Annotated in this window: 17 protein-coding genes; 16 read left to right on the top strand and 1 reads right to left on the bottom strand. The window is 39.0% G+C overall.

The window, feature by feature from the left end; all coding sequences use genetic code 11:
• Positions 1 to 58: 58 nt before the first annotated feature.
• From ACM44_RS04515 to ACM44_RS04465, 11 genes are all read left to right on the top strand, one after another.
• Complete coding sequence (locus ACM44_RS04515) at positions 59 to 715, top strand: MarR family winged helix-turn-helix transcriptional regulator (protein ID WP_048498871.1); 657 nt, start codon at positions 59 to 61, stop codon at positions 713 to 715.
• Positions 712 to 2,181 (top strand): phytoene desaturase family protein, encoded by a 1,470-nt coding sequence (locus ACM44_RS04510; RefSeq protein ID WP_048498870.1) that lies wholly within the window; start codon positions 712 to 714, stop codon positions 2,179 to 2,181. The genes ACM44_RS04515 and ACM44_RS04510 overlap by 4 nt, the downstream gene beginning before the upstream one ends.
• 138 nt (positions 2,182 to 2,319) lie before the next feature.
• A complete protein-coding gene (locus ACM44_RS04505; protein WP_048498869.1) occupies positions 2,320 to 3,273 on the top strand; it encodes a fasciclin domain-containing protein in 954 nt (317 codons plus the stop codon).
• A 110-nt stretch (positions 3,274 to 3,383) separates the two neighbouring features.
• Complete coding sequence (locus tag ACM44_RS04500; RefSeq protein ID WP_048498868.1) at positions 3,384 to 4,220, top strand: phytoene/squalene synthase family protein; 837 nt, start codon at positions 3,384 to 3,386, stop codon at positions 4,218 to 4,220.
• Positions 4,220 to 4,675 (top strand): hypothetical protein, encoded by a 456-nt coding sequence (locus ACM44_RS04495; RefSeq protein WP_152669298.1) that lies wholly within the window; start codon positions 4,220 to 4,222, stop codon positions 4,673 to 4,675. Before ACM44_RS04500 ends, ACM44_RS04495 begins: the two co-directional genes overlap by 1 nt.
• 3 nt (positions 4,676 to 4,678) lie before the next feature.
• Positions 4,679 to 5,143 (top strand): SRPBCC family protein, encoded by a 465-nt coding sequence (locus tag ACM44_RS04490; RefSeq protein WP_048498867.1) that lies wholly within the window; start codon positions 4,679 to 4,681, stop codon positions 5,141 to 5,143.
• Between the two features lie 3 nt (positions 5,144 to 5,146).
• Complete coding sequence (locus ACM44_RS04485; RefSeq protein WP_048498866.1) at positions 5,147 to 5,605, top strand: sterol desaturase family protein; 459 nt, start codon at positions 5,147 to 5,149, stop codon at positions 5,603 to 5,605.
• The gene (locus ACM44_RS04480; RefSeq protein ID WP_048498865.1) at positions 5,602 to 6,309 is read left to right on the top strand and encodes a lycopene cyclase domain-containing protein; all 708 of its coding nucleotides are present in this window, start codon (positions 5,602 to 5,604) and stop codon (positions 6,307 to 6,309) included. Before ACM44_RS04485 ends, ACM44_RS04480 begins: the two co-directional genes overlap by 4 nt.
• Positions 6,287 to 6,847, top strand: coding sequence for a lipocalin family protein (locus ACM44_RS04475; protein ID WP_048498864.1), 561 nt, complete (start codon positions 6,287 to 6,289; stop codon positions 6,845 to 6,847). Before ACM44_RS04480 ends, ACM44_RS04475 begins: the two co-directional genes overlap by 23 nt.
• Complete coding sequence (locus tag ACM44_RS04470) at positions 6,837 to 8,141, top strand: cryptochrome/photolyase family protein (protein WP_048498863.1); 1,305 nt, start codon at positions 6,837 to 6,839, stop codon at positions 8,139 to 8,141. The genes ACM44_RS04475 and ACM44_RS04470 overlap by 11 nt, the downstream gene beginning before the upstream one ends.
• On the top strand, positions 8,138 to 9,046 hold the full coding sequence (locus tag ACM44_RS04465) for a TIGR01777 family oxidoreductase (protein WP_048498862.1): 909 nt from the start codon (positions 8,138 to 8,140) through the stop codon (positions 9,044 to 9,046). The genes ACM44_RS04470 and ACM44_RS04465 overlap by 4 nt, the downstream gene beginning before the upstream one ends.
• Positions 9,047 to 9,381: 335 nt before the next feature.
• Here the strand turns inward: ACM44_RS04465 and ACM44_RS04460 are convergent, their stop codons facing one another.
• Positions 9,382 to 9,654, bottom strand: coding sequence for a DUF4242 domain-containing protein (locus ACM44_RS04460; RefSeq protein WP_048498861.1), 273 nt, complete (start codon positions 9,652 to 9,654; stop codon positions 9,382 to 9,384).
• 793 nt (positions 9,655 to 10,447) lie between these two features.
• On the opposite strand from ACM44_RS04460, the gene ACM44_RS04455 reads away from it, so the two are divergent.
• The 5 genes from ACM44_RS04455 (at position 10,448) to ACM44_RS04430 (ending at position 18,064) form a co-directional block, all read left to right on the top strand.
• The gene (locus ACM44_RS04455) at positions 10,448 to 11,365 is read left to right on the top strand and encodes an alpha/beta fold hydrolase (protein ID WP_048498860.1); all 918 of its coding nucleotides are present in this window, start codon (positions 10,448 to 10,450) and stop codon (positions 11,363 to 11,365) included.
• Between the two features lie 598 nt (positions 11,366 to 11,963).
• Positions 11,964 to 13,529, top strand: a complete 1,566-nt coding sequence (locus ACM44_RS04445) for a SulP family inorganic anion transporter (RefSeq protein ID WP_083993645.1) — start codon at positions 11,964 to 11,966, stop codon at positions 13,527 to 13,529.
• Between the two features lie 250 nt (positions 13,530 to 13,779).
• A complete protein-coding gene (locus ACM44_RS04440; protein ID WP_048498857.1) occupies positions 13,780 to 15,921 on the top strand; it encodes a S46 family peptidase in 2,142 nt (713 codons plus the stop codon).
• Positions 15,922 to 15,959: 38 nt separating this feature from the next.
• A complete protein-coding gene (locus tag ACM44_RS04435) occupies positions 15,960 to 16,991 on the top strand; it encodes a polysaccharide deacetylase family protein (protein ID WP_241477136.1) in 1,032 nt (343 codons plus the stop codon).
• Positions 16,988 to 18,064, top strand: a complete 1,077-nt coding sequence (locus tag ACM44_RS04430) for a GNAT family N-acetyltransferase (protein ID WP_048498856.1) — start codon at positions 16,988 to 16,990, stop codon at positions 18,062 to 18,064. The genes ACM44_RS04435 and ACM44_RS04430 overlap by 4 nt, the downstream gene beginning before the upstream one ends.
• Positions 18,065 to 18,116: the final 52 nt, after the last annotated feature.

Genomic DNA, 18,116 nt, shown 5'->3' with positions numbered 1-18,116 from the left:
TGTACTTTTATACCTAATTAAAAAAAAGTAGTATATTTGTACACTAAAATTGATTCGTATGAATTATCGTTTGATTGAAGATGTAATTGAATTGGTTCGACAGTTTGAGATTGAAAACAAGGATACCAATAATTACGAAGTCTCTATTGAGGGGTTTAAAAATTGGATTTTGAGAAATAGCGGCACTGTTTCTCATGAACCGGATTGGGAAGGAAAAGAAAACGGAAGAAGTGCTGAAAGTGTCATCAGTACCTTGCTTGTGCATCTCAACAGATATGCGAAAAGCTATTCCAAATCGGCAATCTTAGGATCGGATTTTTCCACGCAGGATGATTTCATCTATCTTATTAATTTAAAGGCATTTGGCGAAATGTTAAAGATGGATTTAATCAAAAAAAATGTCCACGAAAAACCTGTCGGAATGCAGATCATCAACCGGCTGATCCATTTGGGCTGGATTGAGCAGAGGGAATCCACCACCGACAAAAGAAGTAAGGTGATCTCTATTACACAAAAAGGTTTGACTGCTTTAGAAAATCAAATGAATAAAATCAGAACTGCAACCACCGTGGTTACCGGAAATTTATCTGAAAATGAAAAAATGGAATTGATACGGTTGCTCCATAAACTCGATGATTTTCATCAGCAGATTTATGAAAAGAATAAAAAAACAGAGCAGCTGCTCGATGAAGCTTTAAACACGATTATGCAATGAAAAAAGTAGCGGTCATTGGTTCCGGATTTTCTGGTCTTTCTGCTTCGGCTTATGCCGCCAGAAATGGGTTTGAGGTGCATGTTTTTGAAAAGCATGACCAACCGGGAGGTAGAGCAAGGCAGTTCTGCACGGCGGAAGGTTTTGTTTTTGACATGGGTCCAAGTTGGTATTGGATGCCGGATGTGATGGACGATTTCTTTGGTGATTTTAATTGCAAAACTTCCGATTTTTTTAAGTTGGTGGCCTTGAACCCTCAGTTTGAAATGATTTTCTCTGATGAAAAAGTCGCCGTTCCCCAAAATTATGGAGAATTAAAAGCCCTTTTTGAAAAAATGGAGCGCGGTGCTGGCGAAAAATTAGATCGATTCATGAAGGCGGCCCAATTCAAATATGAAGTTGGTATGAAGGATTTCGTTACCAAACCTTCGCATAGCTGGTTCGAGTTTATTGCACCAAAAATTGCTAAAAGTGCTTTGAAATTAGATTTGCTGACCAATTTCCGGAGTTATGTTTCCAGCTATTTTAAAAATGAAAAGTTGAGAACACTCATGGAGTTTCCGGTGATATTTCTTGGTGCTTCGCCCAAAAACATTCCCGCCTTGTACAGTTTGATGAATTATGGAGGTTATGCTTTGGGCACTCATTATCCAATGGGCGGTTTTTATCAATTGGTTTTGGCCATGAAAAAAGTTGCCGATAAACAGGGCGTTTATTTTCATTTTAACAGTGATGTGGAGAAAATCAATATTCAGGACGGGAATGCGCAGTCCATCACTGTAAACGGGAAAAAATTGGAGTTTGATGCGGTCATTGCCTCATCAGATTATCATCACACGGAGACTTTGTTGGAGAAAGAATATAGAAATTATACGGAAGATTACTGGGAAAAAAGAACATTTGCACCATCCAGTCTTATCTATTATTTAGGGATAAATGAAAAAATTCCCAACCTCAAACACCACACACTGTTTTTCGAAAACGATTTGGATGAACATATTGATTGCATTTATGGGGAGAAGAAATGGCCGGAAAAACCACTTTTCTACTGTTGCTGTCCTTCCAAAACTGATGGCCAGGTTGCACCGGAAGGAAAAGAAAATCTTTTTCTGTTGATGCCGCTCGCCATTGGAATAAATGATGATGAATCTGTCCGCGAACAGTATTTTGTGGAAATGCTTCAGCGCCTTGAGAAACTTACTGGTGCAGAAAACCTGGCTTCTAAAATAACCTACAAAAGGAGCTACTGCGTGAGTGATTTCGTTTCAGATTACAATGCTTATGGCGGAAATGCTTACGGTTTGGCAAACACCCTAAGTCAAACGGCGGTTTTAAAACCAAAAGTAAGAAACCAAAAGGTGAAAAATTTATGGTACACAGGTCAATTAACCGTTCCTGGTCCGGGAGTTCCACCTTCGATCATCTCAGGAAAAATTGTGGCAAATGAACTCGTTAAAAATTTAAAATGATGAAAAAGACAAGTGAATACTTTCAATCTTTTCATAAACCTATTGTGGTTTTTGACAGATCAAAGTGCAGAGATCCATAATTTGAGCAAAAACTACTCATCTAAAAACATAAATTCTAATATATAAAATTTTGCTATCATGAAAAATATTAAGTCTTCTGAAATATCAAGTAAATTGATACTGCTGTTACTGGGATTGTTTTTGGGGTTCACTTCATGTAGAGACAATACTGATGAAACCCCAATGCAGCCGAATACAATCACTGATATTGTTTCCTCCAATAACAATTTCTCTTTGCTGAAATCTGCTGTAGTGAAAGCTAATCTGGCAACCACATTAAGTGGTTCCGGCCCTTTCACGGTTTTTGCTCCCAAAGACGAAGCGTTTTTGGCATCGGGTGTCACAAGTAGTGTGATTCAGAATTTGTCTGCTGACCAACTGAAGAATATCTTGCTGTATCACACTTTAGGTTCAAAAGTGATGGCGGCTGATGTTCCTGCCGGTCCCAACGCTGCTGTAGCAACCGCCGGTGGAGACAATATCTACATTACGAAAAACAGCAAGGGTGTTTTTGTAAACGGTTGGAAAGTGAATCAAGCGGACATTGCAGCAAGTAATGGAGTGATCCATTCTATCGAACGTGTATTGATGCCACCGAGTGGAAACTTGGTTGAAGTAGCTCAGGGAAACAGTAACCTGACGTATTTAGTGGCGGCAGTAATAAGGGCAAGTGAAGGCGGTACCAACGTGGCGCAAATTTTAGCTTCCGCAGGACCTTTTACAGTGTTTGCGCCAACCAATCAGGCTTTTATTGATGCAGGTTTTGCTACCATTGCTTCCATTCAGGCAGCTGACCCAAACACTTTGGCTTCGATCCTGACTTACCATGTAGTGGCGGCCAGAGCATTTTCATCTGATTTGTCTGATGGGCAACTTTTGAATACTGCAAATGGAGGGACTATAAAAATAGGTTTAGGCGCTAATGCCACTGTCAAAGGAAATGGTAATGCAAGTCCTGCAAATATTACTGCTTTCAATGTGATGGCGAAAAACGGGGTAGTTCATGTAATCGATAAGGTGCTGCTCCCGTAAAAATCACCAATGTAAAATTAAATTTGAAGAGGTCAGAGCATCTGAAAATAAAATAATTTCCTAAATGCTTTGGCCTTTTCTTCCAAAGAATCCTTAATTCAAAAAAAGCCATGAAGCATTTATTTGACGAGCTTTCTTACAACGTAAGTAAGATCACCACCCAAAAATACAGCACCAGTTTTTCGCTGGGTATTTTGGCCTTAAAGCCATCCATTCGTAATGCCATTTATGCCATTTACGGATATGTGAGATTGGCAGATGAGATCGTGGACAGTTTCCATGATTATGACAAAGAGAAACTATTGAAAAGATTGAAAAGTGAAACTGAGATTGCACTCACCGAAAGAATTTCTATGAACCCGATTCTGCAGTCTTTTCAGGAAACGGTTCATCAATACAGCATCGATAAAGATTTGATTGACAAGTTTTTGCATAGTATGGAGATGGATTTGCAGAAGATTGATTACAATTCCGAGCTGTACAACGAATACATTTTTGGTTCTGCAGAAGTGGTTGGCTTAATGTGTCTGCAGGTTTTTGCGGAAGGCAACAAAATAAAATATGAGGAACTGAAACCTTATGCCATGAAGTTGGGTTCGGCATTTCAAAAAATAAACTTCCTGAGGGATTTAAAAGATGATTATCAGGTTTTAGGCAGAACCTATTTTCCAAATGTTGATTTGCGGACTTTTGACAATGATGTGAAAGGTGAAATCGAAAAGGAGATTGAGCAAGAATTTAAAGAAGCTTTGATTGGCATCAGAAAATTGCCTGCTTCTTCTATGTTTGGTGTTTATCTGGCATACAAGTATTATTTATCTTTGTTCAAGAAAATAAGGTCAAAATCGTCTAATGACATTTTAAACGCGCGGGTGAGAGTTTCCAATCCTGAGAAAGCTTTTTTAGCGTTCAAAAGTTATGTTCGGTATAAAACAGCCTTTTTGTAATGAAATTTTTAGTTCTTATAGGATACGCAATGGTATTTTTATCCAGTTTTGGCATGTCGGATTTGCAGACTTTTCGCCATAATTATGGTAAAGTGGTGTCAGATAAAATGCTCTGCGAAAAAATGCTAAAAGATCTGGAAAAAGCAAAAAATAATTCACCGATTTATCTGGGCTACTTAGGTGCTTATCAAACCATTTGGGCCAACCATGTTTTTAATCCACTAGAGAAACTGAATACCTTCAGAAAAGGCAAAAAAAATATAGAGCAGGCGATCAATCAACAGCCTAAAAACGTAGAATTGCGATTTATACGGTTTTCTGTTCAAAAAAAAGCGCCTTCGTTTTTGGGTTACCGATCGCATTTAAAAGAAGATGAGGAGTTTATCAGAAAAAACAGGGATGCGATCAGTTCCGAAATTGTAAATAAAAATATAGATGCACTGCTAAAAGATTAATTTATGAGGTTTCAATTATATAGAGAACAGCAATTGAATTGTGATTTGGAAACTGCGTGGGAGTTTTTTTCTTCACCCGGGAATCTTTCTGAAATTACGCCAAAAGATATGGGATTTCAGGTGTTGAGTGATTACTCGGATCAAAACATTTATGAAGGAATGATCATTGAGTACAGACTGTCGCCATTGCTGAATATACCTCTAAAATGGGTGACTAAAATTACCCAGGTGGAATATCGCAAAAGTTTTACCGATTTTCAGCAAAAAGGTCCCTACAAATACTGGAATCATTTCCATGAATTTATACCTAATGAAAAAGGCGTATTGATGAAGGATACTGTGGATTACGAACTTCCTTTTGGATTATTAGGGAAAATCGCTCACCAAATTTTTGTTCGGAAGAAACTGGAAAATATCTTTAACTACCGTTTTCGGTTTTTAGAAAGAAAATTTAATCAAAAGAAATAAAAAATGAATCTCTTAATAACCATAGCGGTTTTCATCGGCATGGAAGGTGCTACCTGGATTATCCACAAATACATCATGCATGGGTTTTTGTGGATGCTGCACAAAGATCATCACGACCATAGTAATGAAGGGGTTTTGGAGAAGAATGATTATTTTTTTGTGATCTTCGCTTTGCCCACCATTGCACTCATGTATTTTGGTTCACTTCAAAATTATAATGCGCTTTTTTTTATAGGATTGGGAATTATGCTCTATGGAATGGCGTATTTTTTTGTTCACGATATTTTTATACATCAACGTCTGAAAGTCTTTAAGCATACCGATAATCCCTATTTTCTGGCGTTAAGAAGAGCACACAAACAGCATCACAAGCATTTAGGGAAAGAAGATGGCGAATGTTTCGGTTTTTTATATGTTCCCTACAAATATTTTAAAATGTATTTTAATAAAGAGCAAAAATGAGATTCACTTATTCCTTGATATTGTTTTTCACGGTGATCATTTGTTTGATCGCCTCGTTTGATAAAAGAATAAGTTTTAATCGGCATTTTGCTGCTTTTTTTAAGGCAGCCATCCTGGTTGCTGTTCCATTTATTGCATGGGACATTTACTTTACTTCGATCGGCGTTTGGTGGTTCAATACAGATTACACCTTAGGAATCAAAATTGCAGGGCTCCCTCTGGAAGAAATCCTCTTTTTCATCTTCATTCCATTTTCCTGTATTTTCACCTATTTTACCATTGACAAATACTACCCAATGGAGATCCTCGCTGCTTTCAATAATATTTTGGTATTCGCAAGTGTAATTATTTTGTCAGTGGTCGCTTTAGTGAATGTGGACAAAATTTATACTTTAGTGACCGCCATTGTAACCATCGCCACTTTGATCTATCTTCATTTCATCGCAAGAGCAGAATGGATCACGAAGGCATCTGCGGTATTTTTACTCTTGATGTTGGGCTTTTTTCCCGTAAACGGCATTTTAACCGGAAGCTTCATAGCGCATCCAATTGTAAATTACAACCCAAAAGAATTTCTGGGAATCAGAATGTTTACCATACCTGTTGAAGATGCGGTTTACGGATATGCACAATTTCTTTTGGTGCTCTTTTTCTTTAAACAATTTCAAAAGCAACAGCACAATGAAAACAAAAATCATTTTTAGCACAGCTGTTTTGGCTTGCGCAGTTTTGCTCTTCAATTCCTGCTCCTCCATGCCTGAAAAAGCAAAACCTGTGGAACATTTTCAGGTCAATCGGTATTTGGGAACCTGGTATGAAATCGCCCGATTTGATTTCCGTTTTGAACGGAATTTAGACAATACTTCTGCCCAGTATCAACTGGATGAAAACGGAAATGTACTGGTGCTCAATAGTGGCTACAATTTCATTAAAAAGAAATGGTCAAAAGCCAATGGACTGGCCAAATTTAGAGGAGCAAAAAATGTGGCGGCTTTGAAGGTGAGTTTCTTCGGACCTTTTTATGGCGGCTACAATGTGGTGGCGCTGGATGAAAATTATCAATATGCTTTGATCGCAGGAAATGATTTGGATTATCTGTGGATTTTATCGCGCAAAAAATCCATTCCGGATGAAGTGAAAGCAAACTACTTGAAAATTGCCAAAGAAATCGGGTACGATACGTCTAAATTAATTTGGGTAAAACACGATAGAAATGACAATCCGTATTTGAATGAAAACTAAAATTTCCATATTTTGGTTCAGGCGTGATCTGCGTTTGGAAGATAATGTGGGACTGTTTCGGGCACTTTCTTCAAAATATCCTGTGTTGCCCATTTTTATCTTTGATGAAGATATTTTGGCAAAATTGGAAGACAAATCCGACCGAAGATTAGACTATATTCATCAGGCGCTTGAGAAAATAAACCTGGAATTACAAAGCTGGTGTTCCGCATTGGCTACGTTCTATGGGAAACCATTGGATGTCTTCAAAAAATTATCCGAAATATATGCGATTCAGGCTGTTTATTGCAATCGGGATTATGAGCCTTATGCCATAAAAAGAGATGCGGAAATTTTAAACTTTTTCAAAACCCTCCGCATTCCTTTTCAGTCATTTAGAGACCAGGTGATATTTGACCAGTCGGAAGTAGCGAAAAGTGATGGAGCGCCTTATACCGTTTTCACGCCTTATTCCAAAAAGTGGAAAGAGTTGTTAACCGAAGAAAGTTACAGGGAAAGCAATCCCGATTTCGCCAAACTTTTAAAGAGGGATTTCTCCGAAATTATTTCGTTGGAGGAGTTGGGATTTGTAAAGACGGATATGGTTTTTGAAATCCCAAAGTTAGACGCTTCCATTATTGATGACTACGATAAATTTAGGGATTTCCCCGCATTGCAGCGCACTACACATTTGGGAATTGCGCTTAGGTTTGGAACTATAAGCGTCCGCAAATGTGTGGATTTTGCATTAAAACACAATGAAACCTGGTTGAATGAACTGATTTGGAGGGAGTTTTTTATGCAGATTCTATATCATTTCCCAAAAGTTGTAAACCAGTCTTTTAAAGCAAAATATGACGGGATCCCATGGCGAAATGACGAAAGGGAATTCCAATTATGGTGCGAGGGAAAAACCGGTTACCCCATTGTAGATGCAGGAATGCGACAATTGAATGAAACCGGTTATATGCACAATCGGGTCCGGATGATTGTTGCCAGTTTTTTGTGCAAACACTTGCTGATCGATTGGAGATGGGGAGAAGCTTACTTCGCCCAAAAACTCAATGACTACGATTTATCTGCCAATAACGGAAACTGGCAATGGGCGGCAGGTTGCGGTTGCGATGCAGCGCCTTATTTCAGGGTTTTCAACCCTACTGCACAAACCGAAAAATTTGACAAAAATTTGGAATATATCAAAAATTGGTTGCCTGAATTTGGAACTATCAACTATCCAAAACCTATCGTTGAACACAGTCTTGCAAGAGATCGGGCATTGAAAGTTTATGGAGAATCAATAAAAGAAATAACATGAAAAAAATACTCATCGCGGGGGGAACAGGTTTTGTAGGAAAACATCTTATTTCCTTTCTGGCAGAACAGGGATACTTTATCAACGTCTTAACCCGAAAATCAAATGAACATCCGTCGGGAAACATTCAGTTTTTTCAATGGAATATTGAGCAACAGTACATTGACAAAAAAGCTTTTGAAGGAGTAGATACCATTATTAACCTAACGGGTGCAAATATTGGAGAAAAAAAATGGACGGAAAAACGAAAAAAGGAAATTATTGACAGCCGGATCAATTCCATAGAATTGATTTATCAATGTGTGTCAGAAAATAAATTCAATATCAATAAATTTATTTCATCATCTGGGGTTGGAATTTATGGTGCAATAACTACGGACAAAATTTATCAGGAAACTTCTGAGATTGGAACTGATTTCTTAGCTTCGGTCTGCACATCGTGGGAAGCTGCTGCAACGAAGTTTAGCAGTTTAGGTGTCAGAACTGTAATTTTGCGCAAAGGAGTGATATTGGGAAAAGATGGCGGAATGCTTCAAAAATTAACGCCATTGGCCAAAATCGGAATAAATGTTTCGTTGGGTTCGGGTAAACAGTTTTTGCCGTGGATGGATATACGGGATTTGGTCAGGCTGTATGGATTTATCCTCTCTAATCCGGATTTCCAAGGAGTTTACAATGCCGTTTCCACGGAAAAGATCACCATGAATTATTTTTCCAAAACCTTGTTGAAATCTTATGGAAAGAAAAGTTTTCTACCCAATTTGCCTGCTTTTATCATTCGTTTGTTTCTTGGCGAAATGTCCGTTATGCTGCTGGAAGGTTCAAAAGTGAGCAATGAAAAATTGAAAAACACCGGATTTTCTTTTGACTTCAATACCCTAGAAAAGTCGCTTTTCAGTAAATATTAGAAGGAGAAAATTGAACGCCTTTAGGTTTTCTGCAGATCTTCGGTGCGTTGGAAAAAAAATAAGCTCACGAAGCGCCCACAAAAAGTAAAACAAAATTCAGTTTGATTTCAGAGTTGGTCTTTTGGATGCTTTCGGAGTGTGCTTGTTTATGAAAGTTAGTAATTTAGAGACGGCGGGATTTCAATGCAAGAACTCAATGGAAAAACAGCAGGAGCAGGATTTTGCACTTTTATTAAAAAATAAATCGTTACAACCTGCCTATTGATTTTTTTGTAATAGGCAGGTTTTTTAATCTTTATTTCTGCTGATTTTTTCTGAGTGGTCCACTCGGAATGCTATTCTGCAGTGGTCGGGTCAATCATCGTGGTAACTTCTCTTACCGAGTTCGCCGGAAATCCACCTTGCTTCGCATGCTCCCTGATCATTTCTTCGTTTGGTGCAATGTAAACGCAAAAGATTTTGTCGCCGGTCACATAGCTTTGTAACCATTGGATTTCTGGGCCCATTTTGCGCAATACTCCGCATGAAGTTTGGGATATTCCTTTTAATTGTTCATTGGTCAATTTACCTGCGCCGGGGATTTCTCTTTCAATAATGTACTTAGGCATGGTTTCATGAATTTAGTTTCCTACTCATTTGGCTTTTCGGTTTCGCCCCGTTTTTTGCAATGGTAGCTGGTCTCCATTTTTAGATTAATACTATCTAATTTTTCTCCAAAATGATTGTCAAAAGTTGGTTTTTTGGGAAGTAGTGTCTTTTTTTATGTTTTTGCCGGGTTCATTTTAGCCGGACTGTTCTTGCGAAAAGTATCGGCGAACCGCGGTCTAAAACAAATGTAAAGTTCAATCGCAATTCCGCGAAACGTATTCTTTTTCAGACTGTTAAAGTTAAATAAAAAAACAATAGGAAACTGAAATTTGCCGGTTTCTCGATTTAAAATTTAAGGTAAAAAAGACAAAAACTTTGGTGGATGAATGTTTCGAATAGTTCTAATTTGAATTTGATGCCTTGTTTTGCAAATTACTTGTGGCTGTTACGATTATAGAGGTAGAAAACGAGGAATTTTTTTGCAGCACAGGAAATCCAATTGAAGGTTAATCGAATTGGCGGCATTTCAGTGAAATACTTTTTTTAACTAATACTGTAACAATAAATCTCATGAAGCTACCCATTGGTGGCTATTGAAAAGCTGTCCTTAAAAAAAACTGCCAACTGCAAACACATGATAAAAAAAAACTATGCTAATTTTTACATTTTTTCTTCTCCAAAGTTGCAAGGCAAATAACCGGCAAGTCTATCTGCTTCCTAAACTTCACCAGCTTCATCAGGACTTGCCTTAAAACGCAAATTTTTAGATTAAAAATTAACAGCGGATTTGTGCCGCACCAAAATTCAATTTACATGAAAATAAATTATTTTTCTTTTGCACTACTCTTCATTGCGAATTTATTTTTCGCCCAAAAGTTTTCAAAAAAAGCTGAAACTGCAGCTCCGTTTTACACACAAGCTTCAGACGGAACCAAGCTTTTTACCAAAGTCTCCGGCAATGGCGATCTTTGTATTTATGTCCATGGCGGTCCCGGTATGTGGAGTGATTCTTTTGAAAGCCTCAAAGGCAAAAATTTGGAAAGTCAGCTGAAAATGGTTTATTATGATCAACGCGGAAGTGGCCGATCAGCCGCCTCTGTAACCAATGATTATTCCATCAACAGAATGGTGGAAGACATTGAAGACATCCGTAAAAAGCTGGGCGCCAACAAAGTATATTTAATGTCTCATTCTTTTGGTGGGATTATCGCGGCGAGTTACGCGGCAAAATACGGCAGTCATCTGAAAGGTCTCATTTTGGTTTGCAGCACGCTGTATCTGGAAGATTCGGTAGTGAGCCAGTTGGCTTATGCCAATGAGCTCGCGGGAACCCACGTTGAAATTAAAGACGGAAATTATTTGCCGGCACTGGGCGAGGTAATGGGCGCACTGAATGAAAAAGGACTGCAGTATAAACTCCTGACAGACAGCCAGCAAAACATGGAAGCACTGAACAAAATTGATGAAAAAAGACCGGAAGAAAATGGATTCCGAAATGCGGTTTGGTCCATCAATGAATATTATGGGGATTTCACCAAACTTACCCCGGCAATAAAAGTCCCTGTTTTGGTCATTACCGGAACAAGAGATCATGCAGTAGGTCCGGATCATTACAAACTATTTCAGTTTCCTGATCAGCGCGTGGTGAAAATCGACGGGGGACACATGCTCTATTATGAAAATAGCGACGAGTTTGTGAAGAGTGTCTTTTCATTTATCAAGAAAAAATAAGTAAAGGTTTCGGGGGAAAAAGATTTAATCAATTGTCCTTGATATGATCCTTTGGTTAAAAATAAAATGGCATTTTGCCTACATAAAACCATCAGATTTTGTCTGACATTCAGCAGGAAATTTGATGCTGATCAAAGTCCGGTATATATTACCTGAAACTTTAACAATACGATTTGACTTTCCCATTTTACTTTAATACAAAGACCGGTTCACTGAACCGGTTTTTCTTTTGAATTTCCTAATCGCCTTTTGAGATTTTTCAAAGGTTTCAATTTTAAAAAAATCCATGTCCGCACTATTTTTTAATCCCTTACGGAAAAAATTAAATGAGGGTGAAAAGTAGAAACGCGAACATAAAGTTTAACGCTTATGAGGCTAAAAAAATACATTCCAAAGTCTTCGAGCCCGATGGAAAACCGCAACATGAAAGGCTATTCGATGATTCCACAATAGCAAAAGGATTTCAGAAAAAATCTGCGGAAATCTCATGTGCCGAAACAGCAGAACCGGAACCGAAAAATAGAAAAATAATATTTCTCATATTGCAATCGCGACTACGTTTCTGTGAAAGCGGTATCTTTGCACAAAATTTTCATCCATGGAATCAGAGATTCGCCGGTCTTTCAAATATTACCGGCTGATGTTTGTGAAACACGATTTTGCCGCCGGATTAACCGTTTTCCTGGTTGCGCTTCCGCTTTGTCTGGGGATTTCCCTGGCTTCGGGAGCGCCAATCTATGCAGGACTGATTTCGGGAATCATAGGTGGAATTGTGGTCACCGTCATCAGCGGATCCCAACTTTCGGTTTCTGGTCCGGCTGCTGGATTGACTACTTTGGTAGCTGCCTCAATCATCGCATTAGGAGATTATCGTATTTTCCTTTTAACCGTGGTAATTGCCGGAGTTTTCCAGGTGCTCTTGGGCGTCCTGAAACTGGGTGTGATTGCGAGTTATTTTCCCAGTTCGGTTATTAAGGGGATGTTGGCTGCAATTGGTATCATTTTGATTTCCAAGCAAATTCCAGTCGCATTGGGTTACAACGGTCCTAATTTCTGGTCCACCGGTTTTCTGGAACTTTTTATCTCTTCTCACATTACCGAAAATCTGAAGGAGTTCAACAGTCAGCTTACCAAGGGTGCGGTTCTGATTTCAACCATTTCGCTCGCTGCTTACATTTTCCTGAAGCAGGAAAAATTCAAGAGATTCCGATTGATTCCGATTCCATTATTCATTGTGCTGATTGGCATTGCAATGAATTATTTGCTGATGCTTTCCGGTTCCAGTTTTGCCCTCGATTCGAAACAGCTGGTGAAAATTCCCGACAACATTTTTTCACATATCGAGTTTCCGGATTTTACCAAGCTGTTTTCCAGCCAAAGAATTTGGAAAGATGGACTGATCATCGGAATTTTGGCAACACTGGAAACCCTGCTCTGCATCGAGGCGATGGACAAATTAGACAAACACAACCGGATAACACCGGTAAACAGGGAACTTGTGGCACAGGGAACAGGGAATATTTTCTGCGGACTGCTCGGTGCAATTCCGCTTACCGCAGTAGTGGTGCGTGGAGCAGCCAACAATGATGCGGGCGGCAGAACCAAAGCAGCTTCGTTTACCCATGGGATTCTGTTGCTGCTTTCCGTAATGCTGATTCCTTTTGTGATCAATTTAATTCCGTTTGCATCGCTTTCCGTAATCCTGATTATGACCGGTTATTCGCTGACCAAGCCAAGAATTATTCGAAATATTTTCAAACTCGGACTCAACCAGTTTGTTCCTTTCGCAGTAACGATAGGAGTGGTTTTGGCTACCGACCTGCTCTTTGGAGTTACCGTGGGAATTCTGTTTTCGTTTTATTATATCATTAAAAATCACTTTAAGGAAGATTACGAGATTACGCACAGTCATCTAAACGGAATTGATTATTATCACCTAAAGCTTCACGGAAATGTGACTTTTTTAAACAAAGTCAAAATCAAAATCAGTCTGGAGGAAGTTCCGCAATATTCCGTGCTCACTATTGATGGAAGCGATATCCATTTTATCGACTTCGATGTGCTGGAGATTATATCTGAATTCAAATCAAAAGCACACGACCGCCACATTGAATTGCATCTGGTCAATATCGAGATCGTGGAAACTACCGCTGAGCGACATTAAATCTTAAATCAGGTTCCATGAAACTGAATTCGCAAAGGATTAAGAAAATGGACATGTTGATAAAGCCGGAAAATTTGAAGAAGGAAACCCGCAAATCACTGTGAACTAAAAGATAAGAGATTCGGTTCGGTTGTTCCAAACCATCAGATAATCCTCAAAACGCTCACTTCTCCATTCCCACCTGCTTCAATGGATTTCCGCATTTCCTATAAATTGACTATTTTTAGGCAAAATTTTAAAATTGTAATTCATGATAAAGAGAAGTTTTTTACTTTCGGCGGTGATTGTTCCGGCGGTGATGGCATTTGCGCAACAATACGGCGGAATGTGGATTCCCACGGAAGTGAACGAGAAAGAGATGAAGGAAATGGGGATGAAGATTTCCGCAAAACAAATTTTTGATCCTTCAAAACCGAGCATCAAAGATGCAGTGGTTCAGTTCAACGGAGGTTGCACAGCTGAAATTATTTCGCCACAAGGGTTGCTTTTGACCAACCATCACTGCGGTTATGGACAAATTCAGAAACACTCCACCGTAGAAAATGATTACCTTGCCGATGGTTTTTGGGCGAAAGATATGAATGGCGAACTCCCAAATCCGGGTGTTACTGTGGATTTTGTTGCAGATATCAAAGAAGTGACCAAGCAGGTTTTGGCTGGAACTGATGGTCTGGAAGGGAAAGCTGCCGAAGATATCATCAATAAGAATCTGGATGCAGTGAAAGCCGGTTTCAAACTGGAACCATGGCAGAAAGTGGTTATAAAGCCGGTTTATTATGGAAATAAATATTACGCCTACATCATTGAAACATACAAAGATATCCGTTTGGTAGGAGCACCGCCAAGTTCGATCGGAAAGTTTGGTTCCGATACAGACAACTGGGTTTGGCCAAGACATACCGGAGATTTCTCCATGTTTAGAATCTATGCCGACAAAAACAACAAACCTGCGGAATATTCCAAAGACAACGTTCCATATAAACCAAAATATTTCCTGCCGGTTTCGATTAAAGACAAGCAGGAAAACGACTTCACTTTCGTGTTTGGATTCCCGGGAAGAACTACCGAATATTTGCCGGCAATCGCTATTGAAAAAGTGATGAACGAGATCGATCCTGCGATGATTTCCGTGCGTGAAGTCGCATTAAAAACTTTGGACGAAAAAATGCGCGCCGATAAGGAAACAAAGATTAAATATGCTTCCAAATACGCCTCCGTGGCAAACTACTGGAAAAAATGGATTGGCGAAGTAGAGGGATTGAAAAAATCAAACGCTGTAGAGAAAAAGGCGGCTTACGAAAGAAGCTTGATGGATAAGAATCCAAAACTGAACTCCACACTGATCGAGCTTCGAAGGCTATATGCGGGGCAAGGTCCGTTTGCTTTAAATCGGGCATATTATTCTGAAGTAGTGAGAAATGCGGAAACGCTCACTTTAGCAAACTTTTACAGCAACTACGCAGATGCGGTGGAGTCCGGTAAAATGGATGCCGCAATTGCAGATAATTTCAAGAAAAGACTGACCGGAATTTATCAAAACTTTGACGGGGAGCTGGATGCAAAAGTTACTGCAAAAGTTTTGGCGCTTTATGCAAACAAGACTCCGCAGAATTTTTTACCAAAAGATTTTGAGAAGTATAAGGATGAAAACCAAAACCTGAAACAAATTGAGGAATGGTCTAAGAACTCCGTGGTTACCGGAAGGGGAACTTTTAACGGAACCACCGCCATTAAGGATATTGACAAGGTTTTTTCTGATCAGAAAAATCTGGTTCAAAACCTGAAAAATGATCCTTTGATGAAACTTTTCACCTCGATGAAGAAGGCATATATGGACAACACCGAAGAATATTTCAACACTTATCAAGGTCATATCGACCGGTTACAGAAAGAATACATGGCATTGCTGATGGAAACCGACAAAGATCGAAAGTTCTTCCCGGATGCCAATTCCACTTTGCGGGTAACGTATGGAAAAGTGGCGGGGTCCAGTCCTAGAGACGCGGTGAAATACGGATATCAAACCCATATCGCGGGAATCATGGAGAAATATGTCCCAAAAGATTATGAATTTGATGTTCCTGAAAAATTGATCGACCTTTATAACAAGAAAGATTTCGGAATCTATAAAGATAAAACAGGAGATGTTCCAGTGAATTTCACGGCTTCTAACCACACCACAGGAGGAAATTCCGGAAGTCCTGCACTCGATGCTTACGGAAACCTAATTGGACTAAACTTCGACAGACAGTGGGAGGGAACCATGAGCGACATCAACTATGATCCGAAGCTGTGCCGAAACATTATGGTGGATACCAAATACATTTTGTTCATCATCGACAAATATGCAGATGCGAAATGGCTGATCAATGAAATGAAGATTGTGAAATAAGCATCTTGTGCAAAATATTACAGATCAAATCCGCAGTAATGCCTGCGGATTTTTTATTACATTTGAATATGGTTTTAAAGAAGAAAATCATTCGGTTTGCGACAAAATTTCAGGAGAGGGATTTGGAAAAGTCATTCCAGTTAGACTATTGTATCCCGGTCTATCACTCGGTTTCGGATGTTGATCTTGCTCATCTGAAGCATGTAGTTAATTATAAAAATGTTCAGGATTTTGAAAAGGATCTGGATGAGATGTCCCGCTTTTTTCAGTTCGTGACCTGGGAGGAGTTCAAGGATTTCCATGCAGGAACTTTTAAAGCTGAAAAAAAAATTGCGCTGCTGACTTTTGACGACGGACTTTCGGAGTTTTATTTTAATGCGGTTCCCGTTTTGCTGAGAAAAGGGATCTATGCCATCAACTTCATTAATCCGAAATTTGTTGACAACAAAGAACTGATGTTCCGTGCAAAAGCGAGCCTAATTTTGGAGAAAATCATCGCAACAAATTCCAGGAATCCTGAAATTTTCAAATTGCTTGATATTTCCGATTTTGCTGAGAAAACCTTAAAGCAAAAGATATTGAAAATTCCATTTGAAAAGCAAAAAATCCTTGACCAAATTGCAGATTTAGCTGAAGTGGATTTGGAAGAATATGTGAAAACCCAAAAGCCTTATATGAATCTGGAACAGTTGAAATCACTAAATCGGCAAGGTTTTGGAATTTCCAATCATGGTTGGGATCATCCTTTGTACAAAGATTTGACTTTAAAAGAACAAATTGAAAACACCCAAAAAGGTGCGGAATTCCTGAAGGAAAACCAGTTTCTGACAGATGGTTTTGCATTTCCTTTTACGGATTTTGGAGTGGGAAATTCCTTTTTTGATCAAATTTTTCAGCATGAATATGACTGCACATTTGGTACTGCGGGAATTAAACTCGATAGCGTTACCAAAAATTTTCAACGAATCCCGATGGAGAACGGAAAGAGCGCCAGTCAAACTTTAAAGGAAGAAGTGGCCTATTTTAATTTAAAGAAAATGATTAACCGAAATCAAATTGTCCGAAAATGATTGAATTAAGATGCTTGAACAAGAAAATGTTGGAAGAATTCATCGGTTCAGGTGAGTTTGAATCTTTTGATTTTTTGCCCATTACCAAACACCGCGCCTTGTCCCAGATCCGGAATCCAAAGGCATCTGATGAAGATGTTCTGCTTGCTTTGGCATTTTCTGATGGACAACTGGCGGGCTATTTGGGGGCTTTTCCGGATGAGTTGCAAGTCGGGGATCAAAGGGTGAAATTTGCTTGGTTGAGCACGCTTTTCGTGCATGAAAACTTTCGGGGGAAACGGATTGCGCAGCAGCTTTTAGATATGGTTTTCCAAAAGTATGGCGGAAAAATTGTAATGACCGAATTCACTCCAGAAGCTGAAAACCTGTACAACAAAACGAAGAAATTCCAATACATCGCTCCCAAGATTGGAAAAAGGTTTTATTTCAAAAGCCAAATGGCTGAAATTATTCCCAGGAAAAAACCGGCTGTATCTTTTCTGAAGCCAATTTTGAGAATGACGGATTGGGTTGCCAATTTTTTAATTTCGACCCAAAATTATTTTACAGGTTCGAAAGATGTGGCGTTCGAGTCGCGAGATTTCATAGATGAGGAAAGCAGCGCTTTTCTGGAAAAGTTTCAAAAGCACAGAAATGCTGAAGAATTGAACCACGTCATGGCAAATCCATGGATCTTGCCGGGAAACAAATCGGATGAAAGGTATTTGTTTTCCAGCTATTCCAAAGCATTCCAATATTTTTGGATTAAGATTTTTGATGAGGAAAAAAACCTGGAAACTTGCGCACTGCTTCAGCTTCGGGATGGACACTTGAAGATTCAGTATCTTTTCAATGAAAAGGATTTGAGGCGGTTCTCCGATTTTCTCCAAAGATTCATTCGGGAAAAAAATGTGAAAGTTTTGACTTCTTATCAAACCAAATTAAATGCCGAATTAACAAAAAAGTCCTTCAGAAAGATTTACCAGAAGGATCAGGAAAGGAGATATCTTTTCCACAAAGATTTGCTGCAAGTACTTCCGGCGGATTTTTGGCCTAATTTTCAGGATGGTGACGGCGATCCGGTTTTTACCTAAAAAAAGTCTGCCCTAATCTGGGCAGACTTTCTTTCATTTCCTAAAACTATTT

The organism is Chryseobacterium koreense CCUG 49689, assembly GCF_001045435.1.
In the GTDB taxonomy this organism is placed as follows: domain Bacteria; phylum Bacteroidota; class Bacteroidia; order Flavobacteriales; family Weeksellaceae; genus Kaistella; species Kaistella koreensis.
This window is presented reverse-complemented; position numbering and strand designations above follow the sequence as displayed.

Coding starts and splice junctions, on each gene's coding strand:
- ACM44_RS04465 (WP_048498862.1), top strand. CDS start 8,138: ATGAAAAAAATACTCATCGCGGGGGGAACAGGTTTTGTAGGAAAACAT.
- ACM44_RS04440 (WP_048498857.1), top strand. CDS start 13,780: ATGATAAAGAGAAGTTTTTTACTTTCGGCGGTGATTGTTCCGGCGGTG.
- ACM44_RS04495 (WP_152669298.1), top strand. CDS start 4,220: ATGAAATTTTTAGTTCTTATAGGATACGCAATGGTATTTTTATCCAGT.
- ACM44_RS04485 (WP_048498866.1), top strand. CDS start 5,147: ATGAATCTCTTAATAACCATAGCGGTTTTCATCGGCATGGAAGGTGCT.
- ACM44_RS04490 (WP_048498867.1), top strand. CDS start 4,679: ATGAGGTTTCAATTATATAGAGAACAGCAATTGAATTGTGATTTGGAA.
- ACM44_RS04455 (WP_048498860.1), top strand. CDS start 10,448: ATGAAAATAAATTATTTTTCTTTTGCACTACTCTTCATTGCGAATTTA.
- ACM44_RS04430 (WP_048498856.1), top strand. CDS start 16,988: ATGATTGAATTAAGATGCTTGAACAAGAAAATGTTGGAAGAATTCATC.
- ACM44_RS04505 (WP_048498869.1), top strand. CDS start 2,320: ATGAAAAATATTAAGTCTTCTGAAATATCAAGTAAATTGATACTGCTG.
- ACM44_RS04475 (WP_048498864.1), top strand. CDS start 6,287: ATGAAAACAAAAATCATTTTTAGCACAGCTGTTTTGGCTTGCGCAGTT.
- ACM44_RS04480 (WP_048498865.1), top strand. CDS start 5,602: ATGAGATTCACTTATTCCTTGATATTGTTTTTCACGGTGATCATTTGT.
- ACM44_RS04500 (WP_048498868.1), top strand. CDS start 3,384: ATGAAGCATTTATTTGACGAGCTTTCTTACAACGTAAGTAAGATCACC.
- ACM44_RS04435 (WP_241477136.1), top strand. CDS start 15,960: ATGCCTGCGGATTTTTTATTACATTTGAATATGGTTTTAAAGAAGAAA.
- ACM44_RS04510 (WP_048498870.1), top strand. CDS start 712: ATGAAAAAAGTAGCGGTCATTGGTTCCGGATTTTCTGGTCTTTCTGCT.
- ACM44_RS04515 (WP_048498871.1), top strand. CDS start 59: ATGAATTATCGTTTGATTGAAGATGTAATTGAATTGGTTCGACAGTTT.
- ACM44_RS04460 (WP_048498861.1), bottom strand. CDS start 9,654: ATGCCTAAGTACATTATTGAAAGAGAAATCCCCGGCGCAGGTAAATTG.
- ACM44_RS04445 (WP_083993645.1), top strand. CDS start 11,964: ATGGAATCAGAGATTCGCCGGTCTTTCAAATATTACCGGCTGATGTTT.
- ACM44_RS04470 (WP_048498863.1), top strand. CDS start 6,837: ATGAAAACTAAAATTTCCATATTTTGGTTCAGGCGTGATCTGCGTTTG.